Source organism: Streptomyces sp. NPDC047880, from assembly GCF_040706515.1.
GTDB lineage: Bacteria > Actinomycetota > Actinomycetes > Streptomycetales > Streptomycetaceae > Streptomyces.
Window position 1 is genome coordinate 175,272 of record NZ_JBEZOK010000009.1, and the last position, 16,652, is coordinate 191,923.

A 16,652-nucleotide genomic window follows, 5' to 3' on the forward strand; every position below is an offset into this window, starting at 1 on the left:
GGCGACCGTGGCCTCCTCACGAGGCCTCCTCACCGGCGGGATCCTCCTCCTACGCTGGTTCCCCTTCCGCCGGGACGATTTCCGCCGAGGCGGGGGCCGTCACCGAGGCCAGAGCCGTGGCCGGGTCGTGGGCGGCTCCTCCCGCGGGCTGCCATCGGCCGCCCTCCTTGCGGTAGGGCCACCAGCGGCCGTCCCGGCCGAGGCGCAGCTGGACCGGTGCGTCGACGAGTGTCCAACGGTTGCCCCGCGCCCGCAGTTCCGGCCGTTCGTCGCTGTCCCAGGCCGAGTCCAGCGAGGCACGCGCGCGTGCGAGCGTTTCGCCTCCCACCCGCCACTCGTCGTCGAGGACGGACAGCGCGGCCGTGCCGCCGTGACGCCAGGCACGGACGGCCGTCGCGAGCCCCTCAGGGCCACGCCCCGACCCTTCGGCGAGCCGGCCGGCCACGTCCCGCCCCGGATCGCCCGCAGCCAGCCGCACCGCGTCCTGCGCGAGCGGCAACTCCGCACGGAAGCCGCCGTCCAGCGCTTCCCCGAGCAGGCCGTGGGCGAGCACGGCCGTCCGCGCGGCCAGGAACTCCAGCGCGGCCGGGTCGACCCCGGCGGCGGGCGGCGTCCCGGTGTCCAGGGACGGCGGCACCCCCGGCTCGTCGGGCCATTCGGGCAGAGGCGGCAACCGGGGGAGGATGTCACCTGCCGCATACGCCTCCGCCGCGTCCACGCCCTCCTGCACCGACGCCTGCGCGACGGACGCACCGCTGCGCCTTTGCAGATCGTCCAGCACCGTGCCCTCGGCGCGGCCCCGCATCAGCAACAGCAGGAACGGGTCCTGGTCCAGCAGCCGCGCCACCTGGTAACAGAGCGCCGCCGTGTGCCCGCAGTGGTCCCAGGCCTCGCAGTCGCACTCCGGCTCCAGGTCACCCAGGCCGGGCAGCAGGTCGAGGCCCGCCTCCGCCGCGTCCTCGACCAGGTGCGGCGGCATCTCCCGGTCCAGCAGCGCCGCCACATGACCGGCCCGCTCGGCCGCCATGTCCAGAAATCGCTCCCACTGTTCGGACGAGAGCTCCTCCAGCAGCACATCGGCCCGGTGCGCCGTGCGGTCGCGGTCCTGGACGACGGCCGTCAACCGCCCCGGGCGCACCGACACCGCACCGACCGCACCCGCGCGGGCGAGCCGGCGGCCCGTCTTGAGCTGCGCCGAGTCCAGCGCCGTACCCTCCAGGGCCGTCAGCCACGCCTGACCCCACCAGGTCTGCGCGAAGCTCCGCCCGTGCGCGGGCGGCAGTGCGGCGAAAGTGCGTTCCGTGTCGACCTCGTGCCGAGTCATCGCAGGTCCCCTCGCAGTTCGACCAGATCCGCCAGTTCCGCGTCCGTCAGTTCCGTGAGCGCCGCCTCGCCCGAGCCCAGGACCGAATCGGCCAGTTCCCGCTTGCGCAGCAGCAGTTCGGCGATGCGGTCCTCGATGGTCCCCTCCGCGATGATCCGGTGCACCTGCACGGGCCGGGTCTGGCCGATGCGGTACGCGCGGTCGGTGGCCTGCGCCTCGACGGCAGGGTTCCACCAGCGGTCGTAGTGCACGACGTGCTCGGCGCGGGTGAGGTTCAGCCCGGTGCCCGCCGCCTTCAACGACAGCAGGAACACGGGAACCTCACCGTCCTGGAAGCGCCGCACCATGGCCTCGCGCTCGGCGACGGGCGTCCCGCCGTGCAGGAACTGCGAAGGCGTGCCGCGGGCGGCCAGATGCCGTTCGAGGAGGCGGGCCATCTGCACGTACTGGGTGAAGACCAGTACGCCCGCGTCCTCGGCGAGGATCGTGTCGAGCAGTTCGTCCAGCAGTTCGAGTTTCCCGGAGCGTCCGGTGATCAGGGGGCGCTCCTCCTTGAGGTACTGCGCGGGGTGGTTGCAGATCTGCTTGAGTCCGGTCAGCAGTTTCACGATCAGGCCCCGCCGGGCCATGTGGCCGGCGCCGGAGATCTCCGCGAGCGCCTCGCGCACCACCGCTTCGTACAGCGCCGCCTGCTCCGGGGTGAGGGACACGGCGTGATCGGTCTCGGTCTTCGGCGGCAGTTCGGGCGCGATCCCCGGGTCCGACTTGCGGCGACGCAGCAGGAACGGCCGTACGAGGTGGGTCAGCCGGTCGGCCGCGGCCGGGTCCCGGCGCCCCTCCACGGCCTCCGCGTACCGTCGGCGGAAGGCGCCGAGCCGGCCCAGCAGGCCCGGAGTCGCCCAGTCGAGGATCGCCCACAGCTCCGACAGGTTGTTCTCCACGGGGGTGCCGGTGAGCGCCACGCGCGCGCGTGCGCCGATGGAGCGCAGCTCCCGCGCGGTCGAGGAGTACGGGTTCTTCACGTGCTGGGCCTCGTCCGCGACGAGCAGGCCCCATGGCACGCCGGTGAGCCGGGACGCGTCCAGGCGCATCGTGCCGTACGTGGTGAGCACGAACTCCCCGTCCGTCAGGTTCTCCAGAGTGCGCCGGGCCCCGTGGAAGCGCCGCACCGGGGTGCCGGGCGCGAACCGCTCGACCTCTCGCTGCCAGTTGCCCATCAGGGACGTCGGGCAGACCACCAGGGTGGGTCCCGCGGACCGTGCGTCGGACTGCCGGTGCAGGTGGAGCGCGATCAGTGTGATCGTCTTGCCGAGTCCCATGTCGTCGGCGAGACAGCAGCCCAGGCCCATCGACGTCATGCTCGCGAGCCAGTTGAGGCCGCGCCTCTGGTAGTCCCGCAGGGTGGCGGCCAGGGCGGCGGGCTGCTCGACGGGCTGATGCCCCTCGGGGCGTGCGAGCCGCTCCCGCAGTTCCGCCAGCCATCCGGTGGGCCGTACCTCGACCCGGCGCCCCTCCACCTCCACGGACCCCGTCAGGGCGGCGCCCAGTGCGTCCACCGGGGTCACCTTGCCGTCCTGCCGTGAGCCGGCCAGGCGCGCCTCTTGAGGGTCGATCAGGACCCACTGGTCGCGCAGCCGTACGATCGGGCGCTTCGCCTCGGCGAGCCGGTCCAGTTCCTCACGATCCAGTCGCCTGTCACCCAGGGCGAACGACCACGTGAAGGCGAGCAGTGCGTCGGAGGACAGGACCGACGGCATGACCGCGGGGGCCGCGCCGGAGGCAGCCTCGCCGTCGGACGCGCCGTCGTGGGGCCCCACGCCGTCAGGCCCCACCTCCGCGTGCGTGCTGAGCTCACGGGACAGGCCCTTCGGCCAGTGCACGTCGACCCCGGCCGCGCTCAGCGCGCGTGCGCCCGCTCCGAGGAGGTCGGTGACCTCCTCGTCGGCGAGTTCGGCCGCGTCCGGCACGGCCGCCGACAGCAGCGGTGTGAGCGGGGCCCAGGCCCGGGCCGCACGGCGCAGGGCGAGCAGCGCGTCCATCCGCGCGCGCGGGCCGAAGGCCTCGCCGAAGGTTCCCGCCCAGACGTCCGCGGCGTCCGCGACCAGCGCCGGATCGCTGACGCTGTGCACCTGCAGCACGGCTCGGAACGTCACGGCCGTCTCCTCGTCCGCCCCGTCCGTGAGGCCGTCCGCCTCGATCCGCAGCGACAGCCGCACGCCCGCGTCGTGGCCGGCGGCGACATCGGCGGCCCAGGCGCGCTGCTCGGGCAGCCGCACCGGTTCGGGCGAGGCGTAGGCGGGGCCGCCCGTCACCAGCGGCGCGGCGGGGGAGCGGGGCAGGGAGTCGGCGACCGCGTCGAGGAAGGCGCGCAGGAGCTGCTCCGGGTCGGGCAGCCGCAGCGGCCGTGTGTCCTTCAGGGGCACGGCGTGCGCCTCCGGCGGCATTGCGGCCGCGAGGCTGCGCACGGCCTCGATGTCCCGGGCGCGCAGCGGACCCGTGCGCCAGGCGTCGTGGTCGGCGAATGACAGCCCCGGCAGGAGCAGCCCCCGTGCGGTGAGCTGCAGGGCGTGCAGGGCCGCCGCGCCCCAGAAGACGGCGGACCGGTGCCCGCGTCCGTGGGCACGCGCGCGGGTGAGGACCGGCAGGGCCGTGCACACCGGCATCAGGACGGCGGGCAGACGTGTTTCCTCGACCTGGCCGTCGTGGGGCACCACGACGGTCAGGTCCGTCACGGAGGCGGACGCCACCGTCGGGGGCGCGGCGCCGTCGGGGCGCCAGAAGGCGACGCTGCCGGTGCGTGCGGGGTCGCCGGGCAGGAAAACGGTGTGGCACAGGGCCAGTTCGGAGTCGTCGGAGGAAGGAGCCGGGGGATTCGGATGCTCGGCTATGACTGAGTCCTCAAATTTGACTAGCGTGCGCGGAGTCGCCGAGAGTACAGCACTTCCGGCGCGCATGGGTATGGCTGACCTGTGAGCTGGGTCACCATGGAGGTCTCAGGGGTGCGTCGGGGGCGCACCTCAGGGATGTCTCAGGGTCGCGGTCCGGAACCGCCGTGAACGCGGGTCCGTTTTCGAGACAGAGAGCGGCAATGGCCGCGAAGGAGGCGACAGTCATGTCGAACAACGCCAAGATCGCCGCGGGCGGTGTGGCGGTCGGGCTCATCCTGCTGATCTGGCTGCCCTGGTGGGCATCGCTCCTGATCATCCTGGGCGTCCCGGCCGCCGCGTACCTCACGCTGGACCCCTCACAGCGGCGCCGGCTGCGCCGCGCCACCCGCAAGGAGCTCGGCCGCTGAGCAGCCGCCGGTCTCTCACGGCCCGGCCGGGCACCGCGACGGGCCCGGCCGAACCGGCTCAGTTCGGTCGCACGGCCATCTTGTCCAGTGCCTCGAGGAGGCCAGGCAGCTCCGGCCCCCTGCCCACCGGCAGGACCTCGCCGGGTTCCTCGTCGAGCAGCACGAAGGCGATGTCGTCGGTCCGTGCGACGAGTGACCAGCCCGGACCGTCGGCCCGCAGGGTCCGGGCGTCACCCGGCGCGAAGGACGACCGGACCCGGCCCAGCGGCGGCGGCGAGTCGATGTACGCGCGGACCTCGGCGAGGACGCGCCGGATGCCGCTGTGGCCGCCCTGCGGCGCGGTCGCACCGGGACCGTCGGCCGAGCCGCGCCCCTGCGGGCTCTCGGTCGCGTCGCGTCCGTCCGGGCCGTCGGCCGGTCTGCTGCGTCCGTCCGGGGCCTCGGTCGCGTCGGGTCCGTCTGGGCCGTCGGCCGGTCTGCTGCGTCCCTCCGGGGCCTCGGTCGCGTCGGGTCCGTCCGGGCTCTCGGTCGCGTCGCGTCCGTCCGGGGTGCCGGCCGCGTTGCCTCCGTTCGGGGCGCCGGCCGTCGTGCCTCCGTCCCCCGGGAGCGCGGAGGCTTCCGGAGTTCCCGGCGCCGGGAACTCCGAGTCGTCGACCTGTTCCCGCCACGTCGCCCACTGGAGCGCGATCTCGTCCGCGCCCAGACGCCGCTGGGCCGGGCCCCAGACGCTGGTGTCCGGCGGGGCCAGCGGGGGCCGGTCGTCCGCCTCCGGACCCGGATCGTGCGGCGCGGGCACCCCGGGGGCCGCGACGGCGACCGCGAGAGGCCACCCGGGCAGGGCTGCGACGACCGTGCGCTCGTCGGGGGACAGCTCGTACTCCATGCCGCAGTCCCAGGACGCGATCGCGACGGCTACCAGCGAGACGTCGTCGATGGCCACCGTCCACCGCGCGCCCTCGCCGTCCTGGCCGAGCACCAGCCCGTACCCGTCGGCGAGCGGCGCGAGACCGAGCGCCGCGCAGGCCTCGGGGTAGTCGTCGCCCAGCACGCTCGGGAACTTCGCCGGCGTCAGCAGCACCGCCGTGAGCACATAGAGCGCATCGTCCGCGGCGGCGACGGCTTCCTCGTCCGTCCCGGCCATCCCAGCCTCCCCATCGGTTCGTCCACCGGCGCGCACCCTATTGCGCGCGGAAGCCCCTTGTCACCGCCTCGCCCGCGCACTCGGAGCTGCAGTTTTCCGGCGGACGGGGCGAATCGGCCGTCCGGGGCCCGCCCATCATGCCGCGGGCAGCCCCAGCAACTCGCGCGCCACGGCCTCCGGCGACCGGCCGTGCTCACGGGCCAGCGCGACCACGGCCCGGCAGGCCAACTCGTTCACGCCGAACGACAGGGCTTCCGGCGACACCCAGCCGGCCGCTTCCTCGGCCCGCTCCTGATCGTCCTCCGTGCGGGCCGTGACGTAGGTCGCCGCCGCCTCGAAGAGATTGTGCGGACGCCTGTCCCCACCCGCCTTCGGCTCCGTGCGCAAGGCATCGGCGACCCTTCCCCCCCGCTTTGCGGAACCTGCCCCACATGCTGACCACCTTCCCCCTGTGCCGGCCGTGCCCGGTCGTTCATCTCGTCGTCACCAACGTAAAGTTGAAGAACCTGTGACAGAAGGGGGACGGCACGGTGAGGCGCTTCTCACGGCTCGAACAGATCCGGCGGATGGACCCGTACGAGGAGGCCACGGAGATCTACCGGCTCAGCGTGGCGTACGAGTTCCCCTGGGACTTCACACGCGCCCTCGAGCTGGCTCTGTACCGCACCTACGCCGTACCGGCCATCGGCCGGCTGCTCGCCCGCACGGCAGAGCTCACGGACCGGGCCCAGAAGCGCTACGACGACACGGCGCTGCTCCTGGACACCATCGTCGAGCACGGCTTCGGCAGCGATCCGGGCAGGACCGCGATCCGCCGCATCAACCGGATGCACCGCAGCTACGACATCAGCGACGACGACATGCGCTACGTGCTGTGCACGTTCGTCGTGATGCCCAAGCGGTGGATCGACGCCTACGGCTGGCGCAGGATGTCCCGCCACGAGACCATCGCCTCCGTCGTCCACTACCGAACACTGGGCCGGCACATGGGCATCAAGGACATCCCCGAGACCTACGAGGAGTTCGAGAGCGGCCTCGACTCCTACGAGGCCGCCCACTTCGCCTGGGACGCGGAAGCCCGCCGCGTCTCGGACGCCACGCTCGCTCTGATGGCCTCCTGGTACCCCGCCGCCCTCGCTCCCCTCCTGCGCACCACGACCCTCGCCCTGCTCGACGACTCGCTGCTGCACGCCTTCCGCTACACCCCGCCCGGTGCCGCCACGCGCGCGTGGGTGCGCCGCGCCGTCCGCCTTCGGGGCCGCGTCGTCCGCCTGCTGCCGCCCCGGCGCGCCCCGCACTTCGCCCGCCAGAACCGGGAGATCAAGAGCTACCCGTACGGCTACCGGATCGCCGACCTGGGCACCCGTCCGGTCCCGGGCATCCGCGGGTGTCCCGTACGGCACGCCGCACCGGACGGCGAGGCGGGCTGATACCGAACCGAGGCCGACATCGGGCTGACGCCCCGCTCAGTCCTCACGCACGGCGAGCGCCAGGAAACGGGATTCCTCGTCGGCGTACGACGTCAGTCGCCACCCCGAACCGGCCAGCAGTGGACGGAGATTGGGCTCGGCACGCAGATCGCCGGGGGTGAGCGCCCGGCCGTGACGGGCCGCGAGCGCCGCCCTGCCGATCGGGTGGAACAGCGCCAGCACCCCGCCGGGGCGCACCACGCGCGCCAGCTCCCGCAGGTCCTCGGCCGGGTTCCCGAGGTGCGAGATCAGACCCGCGCCGAACACGGCGTCCAGCGACCGCGAGCGCAGGGGCAGCGCGGCGACATCCGTGAGCAGCAACTGCCCGTCACGGTCGCGACCGGCCCGTGCCGCCTCCCGCAGCATGGCCGGCGTCAGGTCGGCCCCGAGGACCACCCCCGAGGGCCCCACGGCCGCTCGCAGCGGCGGCAGCGCGCGTCCGGTGCCGCACCCCGCGTCGAGCACCCGGTCGCCGGCCTGCAGTCCGAGCTCGTCGACGGCGGCCGCGTAGGCCGGACCGTCATCGGGGAAGCGGCTGTCCCAGTCGGCGGCGCGGGCGGTGAAGAACTCCTGGACACGCGTCTGCTCGTCGCTCATGTACCGCATGATTCCCCACCGGCACGGAGGACGCTTCACCGGCACGGAGGACACCTCGGTGCACACGTTCGAGCGTGACCCGATCGTTCCGGTGTCTCCTTGGGTCATATTCCAGAAGCTTTCGAACTGCACGCCCTTCGCGCGCCCCGGCCGGGTCTACCGTCCCGAGGCCATGGGACACCTGGACCACGCAGCCCTGGGGTGGCTGACCCCCGCACTGTCGTACGTGATGGCCTGCACAGGCGCCGCGCTCGGTCTGCGCTGCACCGTCCGCGCGCTCGCCACCACCGGACGCTCACGCCGCAACTGGCTCGTCACCGCCGCCTCGGCGATCGGCTCCGGCATCTGGACCATGCACTTCGTGGCCATGCTCGGCTTCGGCGTCACCGGCACCGACATCCGCTACGACGTGCCGCTCACCCTCCTGAGCCTGCTCGTCGCCATGGTCGTCGTCTGCGCCGGTGTCTTCGCCGTCGGCTACAGCAAGGACCGTGCCCGTGCCCTGCTCGCCGGCGGGCTCACCACCGGCCTCGGAGTGGCGAGCATGCACTACCTGGGTATGGCGGCCGTCCGGCTGCACGGGGACGTGACCTACGACCCGCTGCTCGTCGCGCTCTCCGTGCTGATCGCCGTCGTCGCCGCCACAGCGGCCCTGTGGGCGGCCCTCAACATCAAGTCACCGGTGGCGGTCACCATCGCGTCCCTGATCATGGGCGCTGCCGTCAGCAGCATGCACTACACCGGGATGTTCGCGGTGGGCGTGCGCGTGACGCCCTCCGGGGAGGTCCTGCCCGGGGCGTCGGCGATGCAGTTCATCTTCCCGCTCGCCGTCGGCCTCGGCTCCTACCTCTTCCTGACCTCGGCCTTCGTCGCGCTGTCGCCGACGGCGGGCGAGCGGGCGGCGTCCGCGTCCGCGCAGCGGCCGGTGCGGAGCGCCGCGTCCTAGCCACGGCACCCCGTCGGGTCATGCGCTCGAGCCCATGCGGTCCCAGCAGGGACGGCCGGGACGCCGGCCCTCAGTCCTCCGATCCACTTCCGAGCGAGGAGTCCATGCGCACATCCCGTAGGACCCCCACAGCCGGCGCCGAGGCGCCGTCCCCGCCCGTGCGCGGCCGCCGCGCGCATGCCGGGCCACCGGCCGACGAGGGCCCCGGCACGCCGTCGGACGCCGCACCGGACGCGGCGCCCGCGCGGGCGGAGCGCTGGCACATACGCCCCCGCACCGTACGTGCCAAGATCGTCTGTCTGCTGATGGTGCCGGTCGTCTCCCTGCTGGCCCTGTGGGGGTACGCCACCGTCACCACCGCCCAGGACATCTCCCGGCTGCGACAGGTCCAGCGCGTCGACGCCACGGTCCGGGCCCCCGTCTCCGCCGCCCTCGCCGCACTCCAGACGGAACGCGCGGCCGCCGTACGTCACGCCACCGACCCCCCAGCCGTCCGCACCGACGAACTGGACGAGCTCGCCCGGCGCACCGACCGGGCCGTCGCGAAACTACGGCTCGGAAACGGCACCACCGTCGCCGACGGCGGGGAACTGCCCGCCGCGGTCGCCCAACGGCTGAGGACGTTCGTCTCCGGTGCCGAGCAGCTGCGGCCGTTGCGCACCGCGGTGAAGGACCGGCGCGCGGGCTGGGCCGAGACGTACGACCGTTACACCCGGACCATCTCGGCCGCGTTCGGTGTCGGAGGAGCCCTCACCGGCATCCGCGACGCCGACCTCGGCTCCGACGCCCGTGTGCTGCTCGAACTGTCCCGTGCGGGCGAGGCGCTGGCCCAGGAGGACGCGGTGCTGGCGAGTGCCCGGCTGGACGGCGCCCTGACCGGCGATCGGTTCCGGCTCTTCACCGGCGCCGTCGACCTGCGCCGCACCCTCACCGCATCGGCCGTCGCGGATCTGAGCGGCACCGAACGCTCCGCGTGGGAGAGCCTCGCGGACAGCAGCGCATACGCCGGTCTGGGCGACGCCGAGGAGGGGGTCCTCAGCCACGGGCCCGGTGCGAAGGCAGTCGAAGCAGTGCCCGAAAGCACCTGGAACGCGGCCCACGCGCGCGTGCAGAACGGCATGCGCACCTTCGAGGACGACGCGGCACGCGGGGTCGCGGAGCGGGCCGACCCGTTCACCCGAGGACTGCTCACCCCGGCCGGAGCCGCCCTCCTGCTCGGCCTCGCCGCCGTCGCAGCCTCGCTCGTCATCTCCGTGCGCATCGGACGCGGCCTCGTGGTGGAACTGGAGGGGCTGCGCAACAGCGCCCTGGAGATCGCACGGCGCAAACTGCCCGACGCCATGCGCAGACTGCGCGCGGGCGACGAGATCGACATCCACGCCGAGGCCCCGCCGGGAGCGCCCGCGGACGATGAGACCGGACAGGTCGCCGAGGCCCTCACGACCGTGCACCGCGCGGCATTGCGGGCCGCCGTGGAACGCGCCGAACTCGCCAGCGGCATCTCCGGCGTCTTCGTCAACCTCGCCCGCCGCAGCCAGATCCTCGTCCACCGGCAGCTGGCCCTCCTCGACAGCATGGAACGCCGTTCCGACGATCCGAACGAGCTGAGCGACCTCTTCCGCCTCGATCACCTCACCACCCGCATGCGACGCCACGCGGAGAGCCTCATCATCCTCTCCGGTGCGGCCCCCGGCAGGGCCTGGCGCATGCCGGTCTCCTTGACGAACGTGGTCCGCGCCGCCGTCTCCGAGGTGGAGGACTACGCGCGCGTGGAGGTACGGCAACTCCCCGAGGCAGCCGTCATCGGCGCCGCCGTCGCCGACCTCACCCACCTGCTGGCCGAGATCATCGAGAACGCCGCCCAGTTCTCCCCGCCCCACACGCGTGTGCGCGTCACCGGTGAACCCGTTGGCAACGGCTACGCCGTGGAGGTCGAGGACCGTGGCCTCGGCATGGGCAAGGAGACCCTCGCGGAGGCCAACCGCCGCATCGCCCAGTCGGAGGCGCTCGACCTGTTCGACAGTGACCGGCTCGGCCTGTTCGTGGTCAGCCGGCTCGCCGCCCGGCACGACGTCAAGGTCCACCTGAGGACCTCTCCGTACGGCGGCACCACCGCGGTCGTCCTGCTGCCCACCGCGCTGCTCCACACAGGCACGGCACCACGGACCCCCGAAGCGGCGGAACCCGCTCGGCAGCCCGGGGAACGGGCCCGCGCGTCCGTTCCCGACGAGGCCCCGGCAAAGGACGCCGTACCCGCCCGGGGGGACCGGCGCGCCCTCGTGGCCCCCGTGCCGGCCCTCGTGGAGACCGAGGCCGCGTGCCGCGCGCAGACCCCACGACACGCGGACACTCCGGCTCACGCGGACACCCCTGCTCATGCTGACAGCCCAGGTCACGCGGACACCCCGCGTCATCTGGAGACCCCGAGTCAGACCCCACCTCCAGGAGTCGCCACCTTGCGACTGCACCGCCCACCGCAGAAGCCCGAAGACTCCGACGACCTCCCGCGCCGGGTACGTCAGGCCAGCCTCGCTCCGCAACTGCGCGCCGAGCGACCCGAGGACCAACCATCGGTATCCGCCCCCCGGGACCACGAGCGGACGCCCGAACTGGCCAGGGACCGCATGGCCGCCTACCGCGACGGCTGGGCGCGCGGCGGCGGCAGACAACCCGGCCGTGGCACCACTTCCGGCCCCGCTACGGGCAAGGACAGCAGCGAAGGAGACCCCGCATGATCCAGGACCCGAGCACCCAGTCCGCCGCGCGCTCCGGCGAACTCGACTGGCTGCTGGACGATCTGGTGCTCCGCGCGACCGACATCCGGCACGCCGTGGTGCTGTCCAACGACGGCCTCGCCGTCGGCGCCTCGACCGGCCTGCGCCGTGAGGACGCCGAGCACCTCGCCGCGGTCGCCTCGGGCTTCCACAGCCTCGCCAAGGGCGCGGGGCGGCACTTCGGCGTCGGGGGAGTCCGCCAGACGATGGTGGAGATGGACGAGGGCTTCCTGTTCGTCGCCGCCGCGGGCGACGGATCCTGCCTCGCCCTGCTCACCGCGGTCACGGCCGACATCGGCCTCGTGGCCTACGAGATGGCACGCCTGGTCAGACGCGTCGGTGAGCACCTCGGTACGGCTCCCCGCGCGGCCGCGCGGCCACCCGCCGCCGGATGAACCGGGAGAACGGTCCGTGCAGATGACCGAGGACATGACGAGCGCCCCGTCCGAAGAGGGCAGCGCCGAAGAGGGCAGCCACTGGTACGACAACGAGGCCGGCCCGCTCGTCCGCCCCTACGCCATGACGGGCGGACGCACCCGGCCCGGTCCCACCGGCGTACGGTTCGACCTGATCGCCCTGGTCACTCTTGACCCTGGGGCACCCGGAGTGGAGGACGTCCCGCTCGGCCCGGAACACCGCAACCTCCTCGACCTCTGCCGCCCGGAGACCCAGTCGGTGGCCGAACTCGCCGCGGGCGCGGACCTGCCCGTCGGTGTGGTCAGGGTCCTCCTCGGAGATCTCCTGGAACTCGGCTGCGTCACCGTCAGCCGACCGGTACCACCGGCACAGTTGCCCGACGAACGCATCCTGCGCGAGGTGATCGAGGGCTTGAGAGCGCTGTAGCCCCACGCACCGACGGAAACCACACCCAGCTCGCAGTCCCGACAACCGCGCCCGGCGCCCACCGACGCACCACACACACGCACCCACACACCGCACACCCACGTACCGCACACCCACTCACCCACTCACCCACGCACTGCGCGCACCCTCGCACCCTCTGCGCACTACCGACGCCAGGCACTCCGACACCCACGCACTCCAGACACCCGGCACTCCTGAGAGAAGTGATCAATGGTCTCCGAGCACTCCGACGACCCGGGCGGCGAGTCCGCCGCACTGGCGTTGAAGATTCTGGTCGCCGGCGGATTCGGCGTGGGCAAGACCACGCTGGTGGGAGCCGTCAGCGAGATCCGGCCGCTGCGCACCGAGGAACTCCTCAGCGAAGCCGGGCAGACGGTGGACGACACCGACGGCGTGGACCACAAGACCACCACGACCGTCGCCATGGACTTCGGGCGCATCACCATCCGGTCGGGCCTCTCCCTGTACCTGTTCGGCACGCCGGGCCAGGACCGCTTCTGGTTCCTGTGGGACGAGTTGTCACAAGGGGCACTCGGCGCGGTGGTCCTCGCCGACACCCGCCGCCTGGAGGACTGCTTCCCCGCGGTCGACTACTTCGAGCACCGGCACATCCCGTTCGTCGTGGCCGTCAACTGCTTCGCGGGCACGCGGCGGCACGGCGCCACGGACGTCTCGCGCGCACTCGACCTCGACAGGGGCACGCCCGTGGTGCTGTGCGACGCCCGTGACCGCGACTCGGGGAAGGAGGTGCTGATCCGGCTCGTCGAGTACGCCGGGCGGATGCACACCGCCCGGCTGCTCGACTCGGTCGGCTGACCGCAGCGAGCGCTGTGTGCGGTCAGTCCGCGACGTCCCGCTCCGCCAGCACCTTCTCGACGGTGACACGGACGAGGAGTTCACCGGGTACGCCGTTGCGCGCGCCGAACTCCCCGGCGCGCTCCTCGCCCATGTACCGGGCGCCGATCCGGGTCGCCCAGTGCCGTATCTCGTCGAGGTCCTCGGAGACCCGGGCACGGCCGCGCAGCACCACGAAGGAGTACGGCGGCCGGTCGTCGTCCACGCACAGGGCGATCCTGTCGTCCCGGAGCAGGTTGCGCCCCTTCACCGTGTTCTTGCCGGTGTTGAACACCACCTCGTCCCCGTCCAGCAGGAACCAGATCGGAGCCACGTGCGGGCTGCCGTCGGCCCGGACCGTGGAGAGCTTTGCGGTGCGGGTGCCGTGGGACACGAACTCCCGCCATTGCGTGTCGGTCATCTTCTCTGTCATGGCTCTCATCCTCCTTGCCCCGGCTGCGGTCGTGGTGAAGGCTGAGATGGAGATTCTCCGGCCAGGACGGGAATCGCACGGGGAGAAAACGGGGAGATCGGAAGATGGCGCAGAACCAGGGACTCGACTGGCTGCTGGACGACCTGACCGAGCGCGTTCACGAAGTGCGGCACGCGTTGGTCCTGTCCAACGACGGCCTGGTGACCGGCGCGAGCACCGGACTGCGCCGCGAGGACGCCGAGCACCTCGCGGCCGTGTCGTCCGGGTTGCACAGCCTGGCGAAGGGCTCCGGGCGGCACTTCGGCGCGGGCAGCGTGCGGCAGACGATGATCGAGTTCGACGACGCGGTGCTCTTCGTCACCGCGGCCGGGACGGGCAGCTGTCTGTGCGTCCTCAGCGGCGCGGAGGCCGACATCGGCCAGATCGCCTACGAGATGACACTGCTGGTCAACCGAGTCGGCGAGCGTCTCGACGTCGACGCGCGCCAGCCCGGACACAAACCGATCACAGACCTCTGACCTGCACGTTCGTCATCTCCCGTGGAGTTATCCACAGGCTCGCCACGCGATCCGCCGAAGCGGCTACGGTTTTTTTCAGGCGATCGCACACGGTGATCGCACTGGCTGTCGCACCCGGCGATCGCACACCGCGATCGCCGACGCCGGCAGCCGCTGACTCCACGGGGGAGACCGGCCATGGCACGTATCAGCACCACATCCACATCCGACCGCCTCGCCTGCGTCGTCCCGAGCCGGGCCGCTCGTGAACTGGAGCTCAAGCGGCGCGAGTTCGATCTCGCCGTGAACCTGGGGCTCATCCGGACCGTTCCCGACGAAGGGGGCGGGGGCAGTCGTGTGGCGCGGGCCGAGATCGACCGGCTGCGCTCCGGAGAGGGTTTCCCGGACGCCCTGCGGGAGCGCGTCGCCACGGTCGGCACCACGGAGGGCGCCAGGCTGATGGAGGTGGCGCCCACCAGGTTCACGAGCCTCGCGCGTTACGGCCTGCTGGTTCCGGTGACGTTCTACCTGAACCGCTACCGGACCGTCGTCTGGCTGTATCTGGCCGAAGAACTACGGCAGTTCGCGGCCGAAAGGAGCAACGCGCGGCTGCTGACCGCCCGCCACACTCCGGCGGAGATCCGGGAAAGGCTGAAGGCCGGAATGGACCGACGGCCACGCAACTGGCGAGGGCGTCACGTCGGGTTCCTCACCCGGCAGGCGGGAGACGACCCCTGGGCGCGCGTGGCAGCGGTCGCCTCCCTCCTGGACCCGGCCGACGTGGAGGATGTCGTCCAGGATCCGCACGAGCGGGCACGCCTGGCCCGCTGCCGTCCCCGGCTCCCTGCGCACGGCGCCCCTGGTTCACCCACCGCCGAGCTGGCCGAGAAGCTCATGACGGCGAGCGACCGGGACGAGGTGGCCTGGTTCCGCGCGGATTTGACCCACACGATGGAAGCGGCCCGACGGCATCACCCAGAGGCGGGGACGCCTTCCCCGGCACCCTCCTCGGCCTCACGACGCCTCACGTCACCCCCGGTTCCGGCTCTGGCTTCGGCTCCGGAGGCGAAACGGCCCCCGTCCTCCCGCTCTACCCCTCCCCACGGCCTGCTGAGCTGGTTCCGCCGCAGAGGCCGACGGGCCGGTCCGGTGACCCCGGCGGCACCGCGTCACCACAGGTAGACCGGCCTGGCCGAGGACGTTCCGGATGCGCGGGGATCCGGCCCTGAGGAGACTGATGTCCGGGAGGCGACCATGTTCGGTACGACGAAGGCGTTCAGCGGGTTCTCGGTGAACGACATCGACGCGGCCAGGGCGTTCTACGCCGATACGCTCGGGCTCCGGGTGTCGGAGGAGAACGGGATGCTGATCCTGCACCTCGCGGGTGACCGGGACACCCTGGTCTACCCCAAGCCGGACCACGCGCCGGCGACGTTCACGATCCTCAACTTCCCGGTCGACGACATCGAGGCCGCGGTCGACGAGCTCGGCAGGAGAGGGGTGCGTTTCGAGCGCTACGACCACCTCAAGACGGACGACAAGGGTATTTTCCGCGGCGGCGGCCCGCTGATCGCCTGGTTCACCGACCCGGCGGGGAACGTGCTCTCCGTGCTCCAGCAGAACTGACGCGCCGGTCGTGCCCGAGCTTCCCGACATCGAGGGCTTCCGGCAGGTCCTCGAGTCGTGCGCCAAGCGGCGTGTCATCCGCCGCGTCGAGGTGCGCGACCCGGGAGTCCTGCACGGCGTCGACGCCCGGCGCCTGCGGGACGCGCTCGAAAGGCGGCGGTTCGGCGCGCCGGAGCGGCGCGGTAAGTGGCTGCTGGCCCGTACCGGGGGCCCCACCCTCGTCCTGCACTTCGGCATGACGGGGCGGCTGGTCTGCGGGCACGCCGACGATCCGGTCGAGCCCCATGACCGCGTCCTGTTCACCCTGGGCGGCGGCCGTCAACTGCGCTTCCGTGACCAGCGCAAACTGCGGGGGCTCTGGCTGGCCCACGACGAGTCGGACATCGACCGGCTGCTGAAGGGACAGGGGCCCGATGCGCTGGCCGCGGACCGTACGGAGTTCGATCAGGTGCTCTCGGCGCGCCGCGGGCGTCTCAAGACGGCGCTCACCGACCAGTCGGTGCTGGCCGGACTCGGCAATCTGCTCGCCGACGAGATCCTTTGGCGGGCCCGGCTGCGCCCCGACCGGGGAGCTCGTGACCTGTCAGAGGAGGACCGCCGGCGCCTGTACGGCGAGATGCGCCGCACCCTGCGCTCGTCCGTCACCGCCGGTTGCGTGCCACCGCGTGATTCCTCTTTCACCGGCCACCGCGACGACCGTGACCCGAGGTGCCCGCGATGCGGTACGCGGCTGCTCAGGTCGCGTATGGCGGGGCGGGGCACGGTGTGGTGTTCCGCGGTGCCAGCCAACGGGTAACGGGCCGGCTCCCGACCCTGGCGGCAATGACCGACCGGAGTTCGGTCGACCGGTCG

At 72.6% G+C, this 16,652-nt stretch carries 15 protein-coding genes and 2 pseudogenes; 11 read left to right on the plus strand and 6 right to left on the minus strand.

Features of this window, described 5'->3' with window-relative positions:
• Window positions 1-49: 49 nt before the first annotated feature.
• The gene (locus AB0937_RS16735; protein WP_366712436.1) at window positions 50-1,324 is read right to left on the minus strand and encodes an SWF or SNF family helicase; all 1,275 of its coding nucleotides are present in this window, start codon (window positions 1,322-1,324) and stop codon (window positions 50-52) included.
• On the minus strand, window positions 1,321-4,278 hold the full coding sequence (locus tag AB0937_RS16740; RefSeq protein WP_366712437.1) for a DEAD/DEAH box helicase: 2,958 nt from the start codon (window positions 4,276-4,278) through the stop codon (window positions 1,321-1,323). The genes AB0937_RS16735 and AB0937_RS16740 overlap by 4 nt, the downstream gene beginning before the upstream one ends.
• Window positions 4,279-4,436: 158 nt before the next feature.
• Here AB0937_RS16740 and AB0937_RS16745 point away from each other — a divergent pair, with 158 nt between their 5' ends.
• Window positions 4,437-4,619, plus strand: a complete 183-nt coding sequence (locus AB0937_RS16745; RefSeq protein ID WP_234749500.1) for a hypothetical protein — start codon at window positions 4,437-4,439, stop codon at window positions 4,617-4,619.
• A 58-nt stretch (window positions 4,620-4,677) separates the two neighbouring features.
• Here AB0937_RS16745 and AB0937_RS16750 read toward each other — a convergent pair whose 3' ends face one another.
• Complete coding sequence (locus tag AB0937_RS16750) at window positions 4,678-5,760, minus strand: hypothetical protein (RefSeq protein WP_366712438.1); 1,083 nt, start codon at window positions 5,758-5,760, stop codon at window positions 4,678-4,680.
• A 135-nt stretch (window positions 5,761-5,895) separates the two neighbouring features.
• A pseudogene (locus AB0937_RS16755) lies at window positions 5,896-6,193 on the minus strand (hypothetical protein).
• A gap of 97 nt (window positions 6,194-6,290) precedes the next feature.
• On the opposite strand from AB0937_RS16755, the gene AB0937_RS16760 reads away from it, so the two are divergent.
• Complete coding sequence (locus AB0937_RS16760; RefSeq protein WP_366712439.1) at window positions 6,291-7,190, plus strand: oxygenase MpaB family protein; 900 nt, start codon at window positions 6,291-6,293, stop codon at window positions 7,188-7,190.
• A 36-nt stretch (window positions 7,191-7,226) separates the two neighbouring features.
• Here the strand turns inward: AB0937_RS16760 and AB0937_RS16765 are convergent, their stop codons facing one another.
• Complete coding sequence (locus AB0937_RS16765) at window positions 7,227-7,826, minus strand: class I SAM-dependent methyltransferase (protein ID WP_366712440.1); 600 nt, start codon at window positions 7,824-7,826, stop codon at window positions 7,227-7,229.
• A 172-nt stretch (window positions 7,827-7,998) separates the two neighbouring features.
• On the opposite strand from AB0937_RS16765, the gene AB0937_RS16770 reads away from it, so the two are divergent.
• The 5 genes from AB0937_RS16770 (at window position 7,999) to AB0937_RS16790 (ending at window position 13,226) form a co-directional block, all read left to right on the plus strand.
• Window positions 7,999-8,772 (plus strand): MHYT domain-containing protein, encoded by a 774-nt coding sequence (locus AB0937_RS16770; RefSeq protein ID WP_366712441.1) that lies wholly within the window; start codon window positions 7,999-8,001, stop codon window positions 8,770-8,772.
• 104 nt (window positions 8,773-8,876) lie between these two features.
• Window positions 8,877-11,507, plus strand: a complete 2,631-nt coding sequence (locus AB0937_RS16775) for a nitrate- and nitrite sensing domain-containing protein (RefSeq protein ID WP_366712442.1) — start codon at window positions 8,877-8,879, stop codon at window positions 11,505-11,507.
• Window positions 11,504-11,941 (plus strand): roadblock/LC7 domain-containing protein, encoded by a 438-nt coding sequence (locus AB0937_RS16780; RefSeq protein WP_366712443.1) that lies wholly within the window; start codon window positions 11,504-11,506, stop codon window positions 11,939-11,941. The genes AB0937_RS16775 and AB0937_RS16780 overlap by 4 nt, the downstream gene beginning before the upstream one ends.
• A gap of 22 nt (window positions 11,942-11,963) precedes the next feature.
• Complete coding sequence (locus AB0937_RS16785) at window positions 11,964-12,389, plus strand: DUF742 domain-containing protein (protein WP_366712546.1); 426 nt, start codon at window positions 11,964-11,966, stop codon at window positions 12,387-12,389.
• 231 nt (window positions 12,390-12,620) lie between these two features.
• Window positions 12,621-13,226, plus strand: coding sequence for an ATP/GTP-binding protein (locus tag AB0937_RS16790; RefSeq protein ID WP_366712445.1), 606 nt, complete (start codon window positions 12,621-12,623; stop codon window positions 13,224-13,226).
• A 22-nt stretch (window positions 13,227-13,248) separates the two neighbouring features.
• On the opposite strand, the gene AB0937_RS16795 is transcribed toward AB0937_RS16790, so the two are convergent.
• Window positions 13,249-13,677 (minus strand): PPOX class F420-dependent oxidoreductase, encoded by a 429-nt coding sequence (locus tag AB0937_RS16795; RefSeq protein ID WP_366712447.1) that lies wholly within the window; start codon window positions 13,675-13,677, stop codon window positions 13,249-13,251.
• Between the two features lie 104 nt (window positions 13,678-13,781).
• Between AB0937_RS16795 and AB0937_RS16800 the strand changes: the two genes are divergently transcribed.
• From AB0937_RS16800 to AB0937_RS16815, 4 genes and pseudogenes are all read left to right on the plus strand, one after another.
• Complete coding sequence (locus AB0937_RS16800; protein ID WP_366712448.1) at window positions 13,782-14,195, plus strand: roadblock/LC7 domain-containing protein; 414 nt, start codon at window positions 13,782-13,784, stop codon at window positions 14,193-14,195.
• 177 nt (window positions 14,196-14,372) lie between these two features.
• A complete protein-coding gene (locus AB0937_RS16805) occupies window positions 14,373-15,356 on the plus strand; it encodes a DUF6397 family protein (RefSeq protein WP_366712449.1) in 984 nt (327 codons plus the stop codon).
• Between the two features lie 72 nt (window positions 15,357-15,428).
• The gene (locus AB0937_RS16810; protein ID WP_366712451.1) at window positions 15,429-15,800 is read left to right on the plus strand and encodes a VOC family protein; all 372 of its coding nucleotides are present in this window, start codon (window positions 15,429-15,431) and stop codon (window positions 15,798-15,800) included.
• 10 nt (window positions 15,801-15,810) lie between these two features.
• Window positions 15,811-16,594 (plus strand): annotated as a pseudogene (locus AB0937_RS16815) (DNA-formamidopyrimidine glycosylase family protein); the annotation flags it as partial.
• Between the last annotated feature and the right edge of the window lie 58 nt (window positions 16,595-16,652).

Bases quoted from the DNA above. Each gene is read 5' to 3' on its own strand.
- AB0937_RS16735 (WP_366712436.1), bottom strand. From the start codon at position 1,324: ATGACTCGGCACGAGGTCGACACGGAACGCACTTTCGCCGCACTGCCG.
- AB0937_RS16740 (WP_366712437.1), bottom strand. From the start codon at position 4,278: ATGCGCGCCGGAAGTGCTGTACTCTCGGCGACTCCGCGCACGCTAGTC.
- AB0937_RS16745 (WP_234749500.1), top strand. From the start codon at position 4,437: ATGTCGAACAACGCCAAGATCGCCGCGGGCGGTGTGGCGGTCGGGCTC.
- AB0937_RS16750 (WP_366712438.1), bottom strand. From the start codon at position 5,760: ATGGCCGGGACGGACGAGGAAGCCGTCGCCGCCGCGGACGATGCGCTC.
- AB0937_RS16765 (WP_366712440.1), bottom strand. From the start codon at position 7,826: ATGAGCGACGAGCAGACGCGTGTCCAGGAGTTCTTCACCGCCCGCGCC.
- AB0937_RS16770 (WP_366712441.1), top strand. From the start codon at position 7,999: ATGGGACACCTGGACCACGCAGCCCTGGGGTGGCTGACCCCCGCACTG.
- AB0937_RS16775 (WP_366712442.1), top strand. From the start codon at position 8,877: ATGCGCACATCCCGTAGGACCCCCACAGCCGGCGCCGAGGCGCCGTCC.
- AB0937_RS16780 (WP_366712443.1), top strand. From the start codon at position 11,504: ATGATCCAGGACCCGAGCACCCAGTCCGCCGCGCGCTCCGGCGAACTC.
- AB0937_RS16785 (WP_366712546.1), top strand. From the start codon at position 11,964: ATGACCGAGGACATGACGAGCGCCCCGTCCGAAGAGGGCAGCGCCGAA.
- AB0937_RS16790 (WP_366712445.1), top strand. From the start codon at position 12,621: ATGGTCTCCGAGCACTCCGACGACCCGGGCGGCGAGTCCGCCGCACTG.
- AB0937_RS16795 (WP_366712447.1), bottom strand. From the start codon at position 13,677: ATGACAGAGAAGATGACCGACACGCAATGGCGGGAGTTCGTGTCCCAC.
- AB0937_RS16800 (WP_366712448.1), top strand. From the start codon at position 13,782: ATGGCGCAGAACCAGGGACTCGACTGGCTGCTGGACGACCTGACCGAG.
- AB0937_RS16805 (WP_366712449.1), top strand. From the start codon at position 14,373: ATGGCACGTATCAGCACCACATCCACATCCGACCGCCTCGCCTGCGTC.
- AB0937_RS16810 (WP_366712451.1), top strand. From the start codon at position 15,429: ATGTTCGGTACGACGAAGGCGTTCAGCGGGTTCTCGGTGAACGACATC.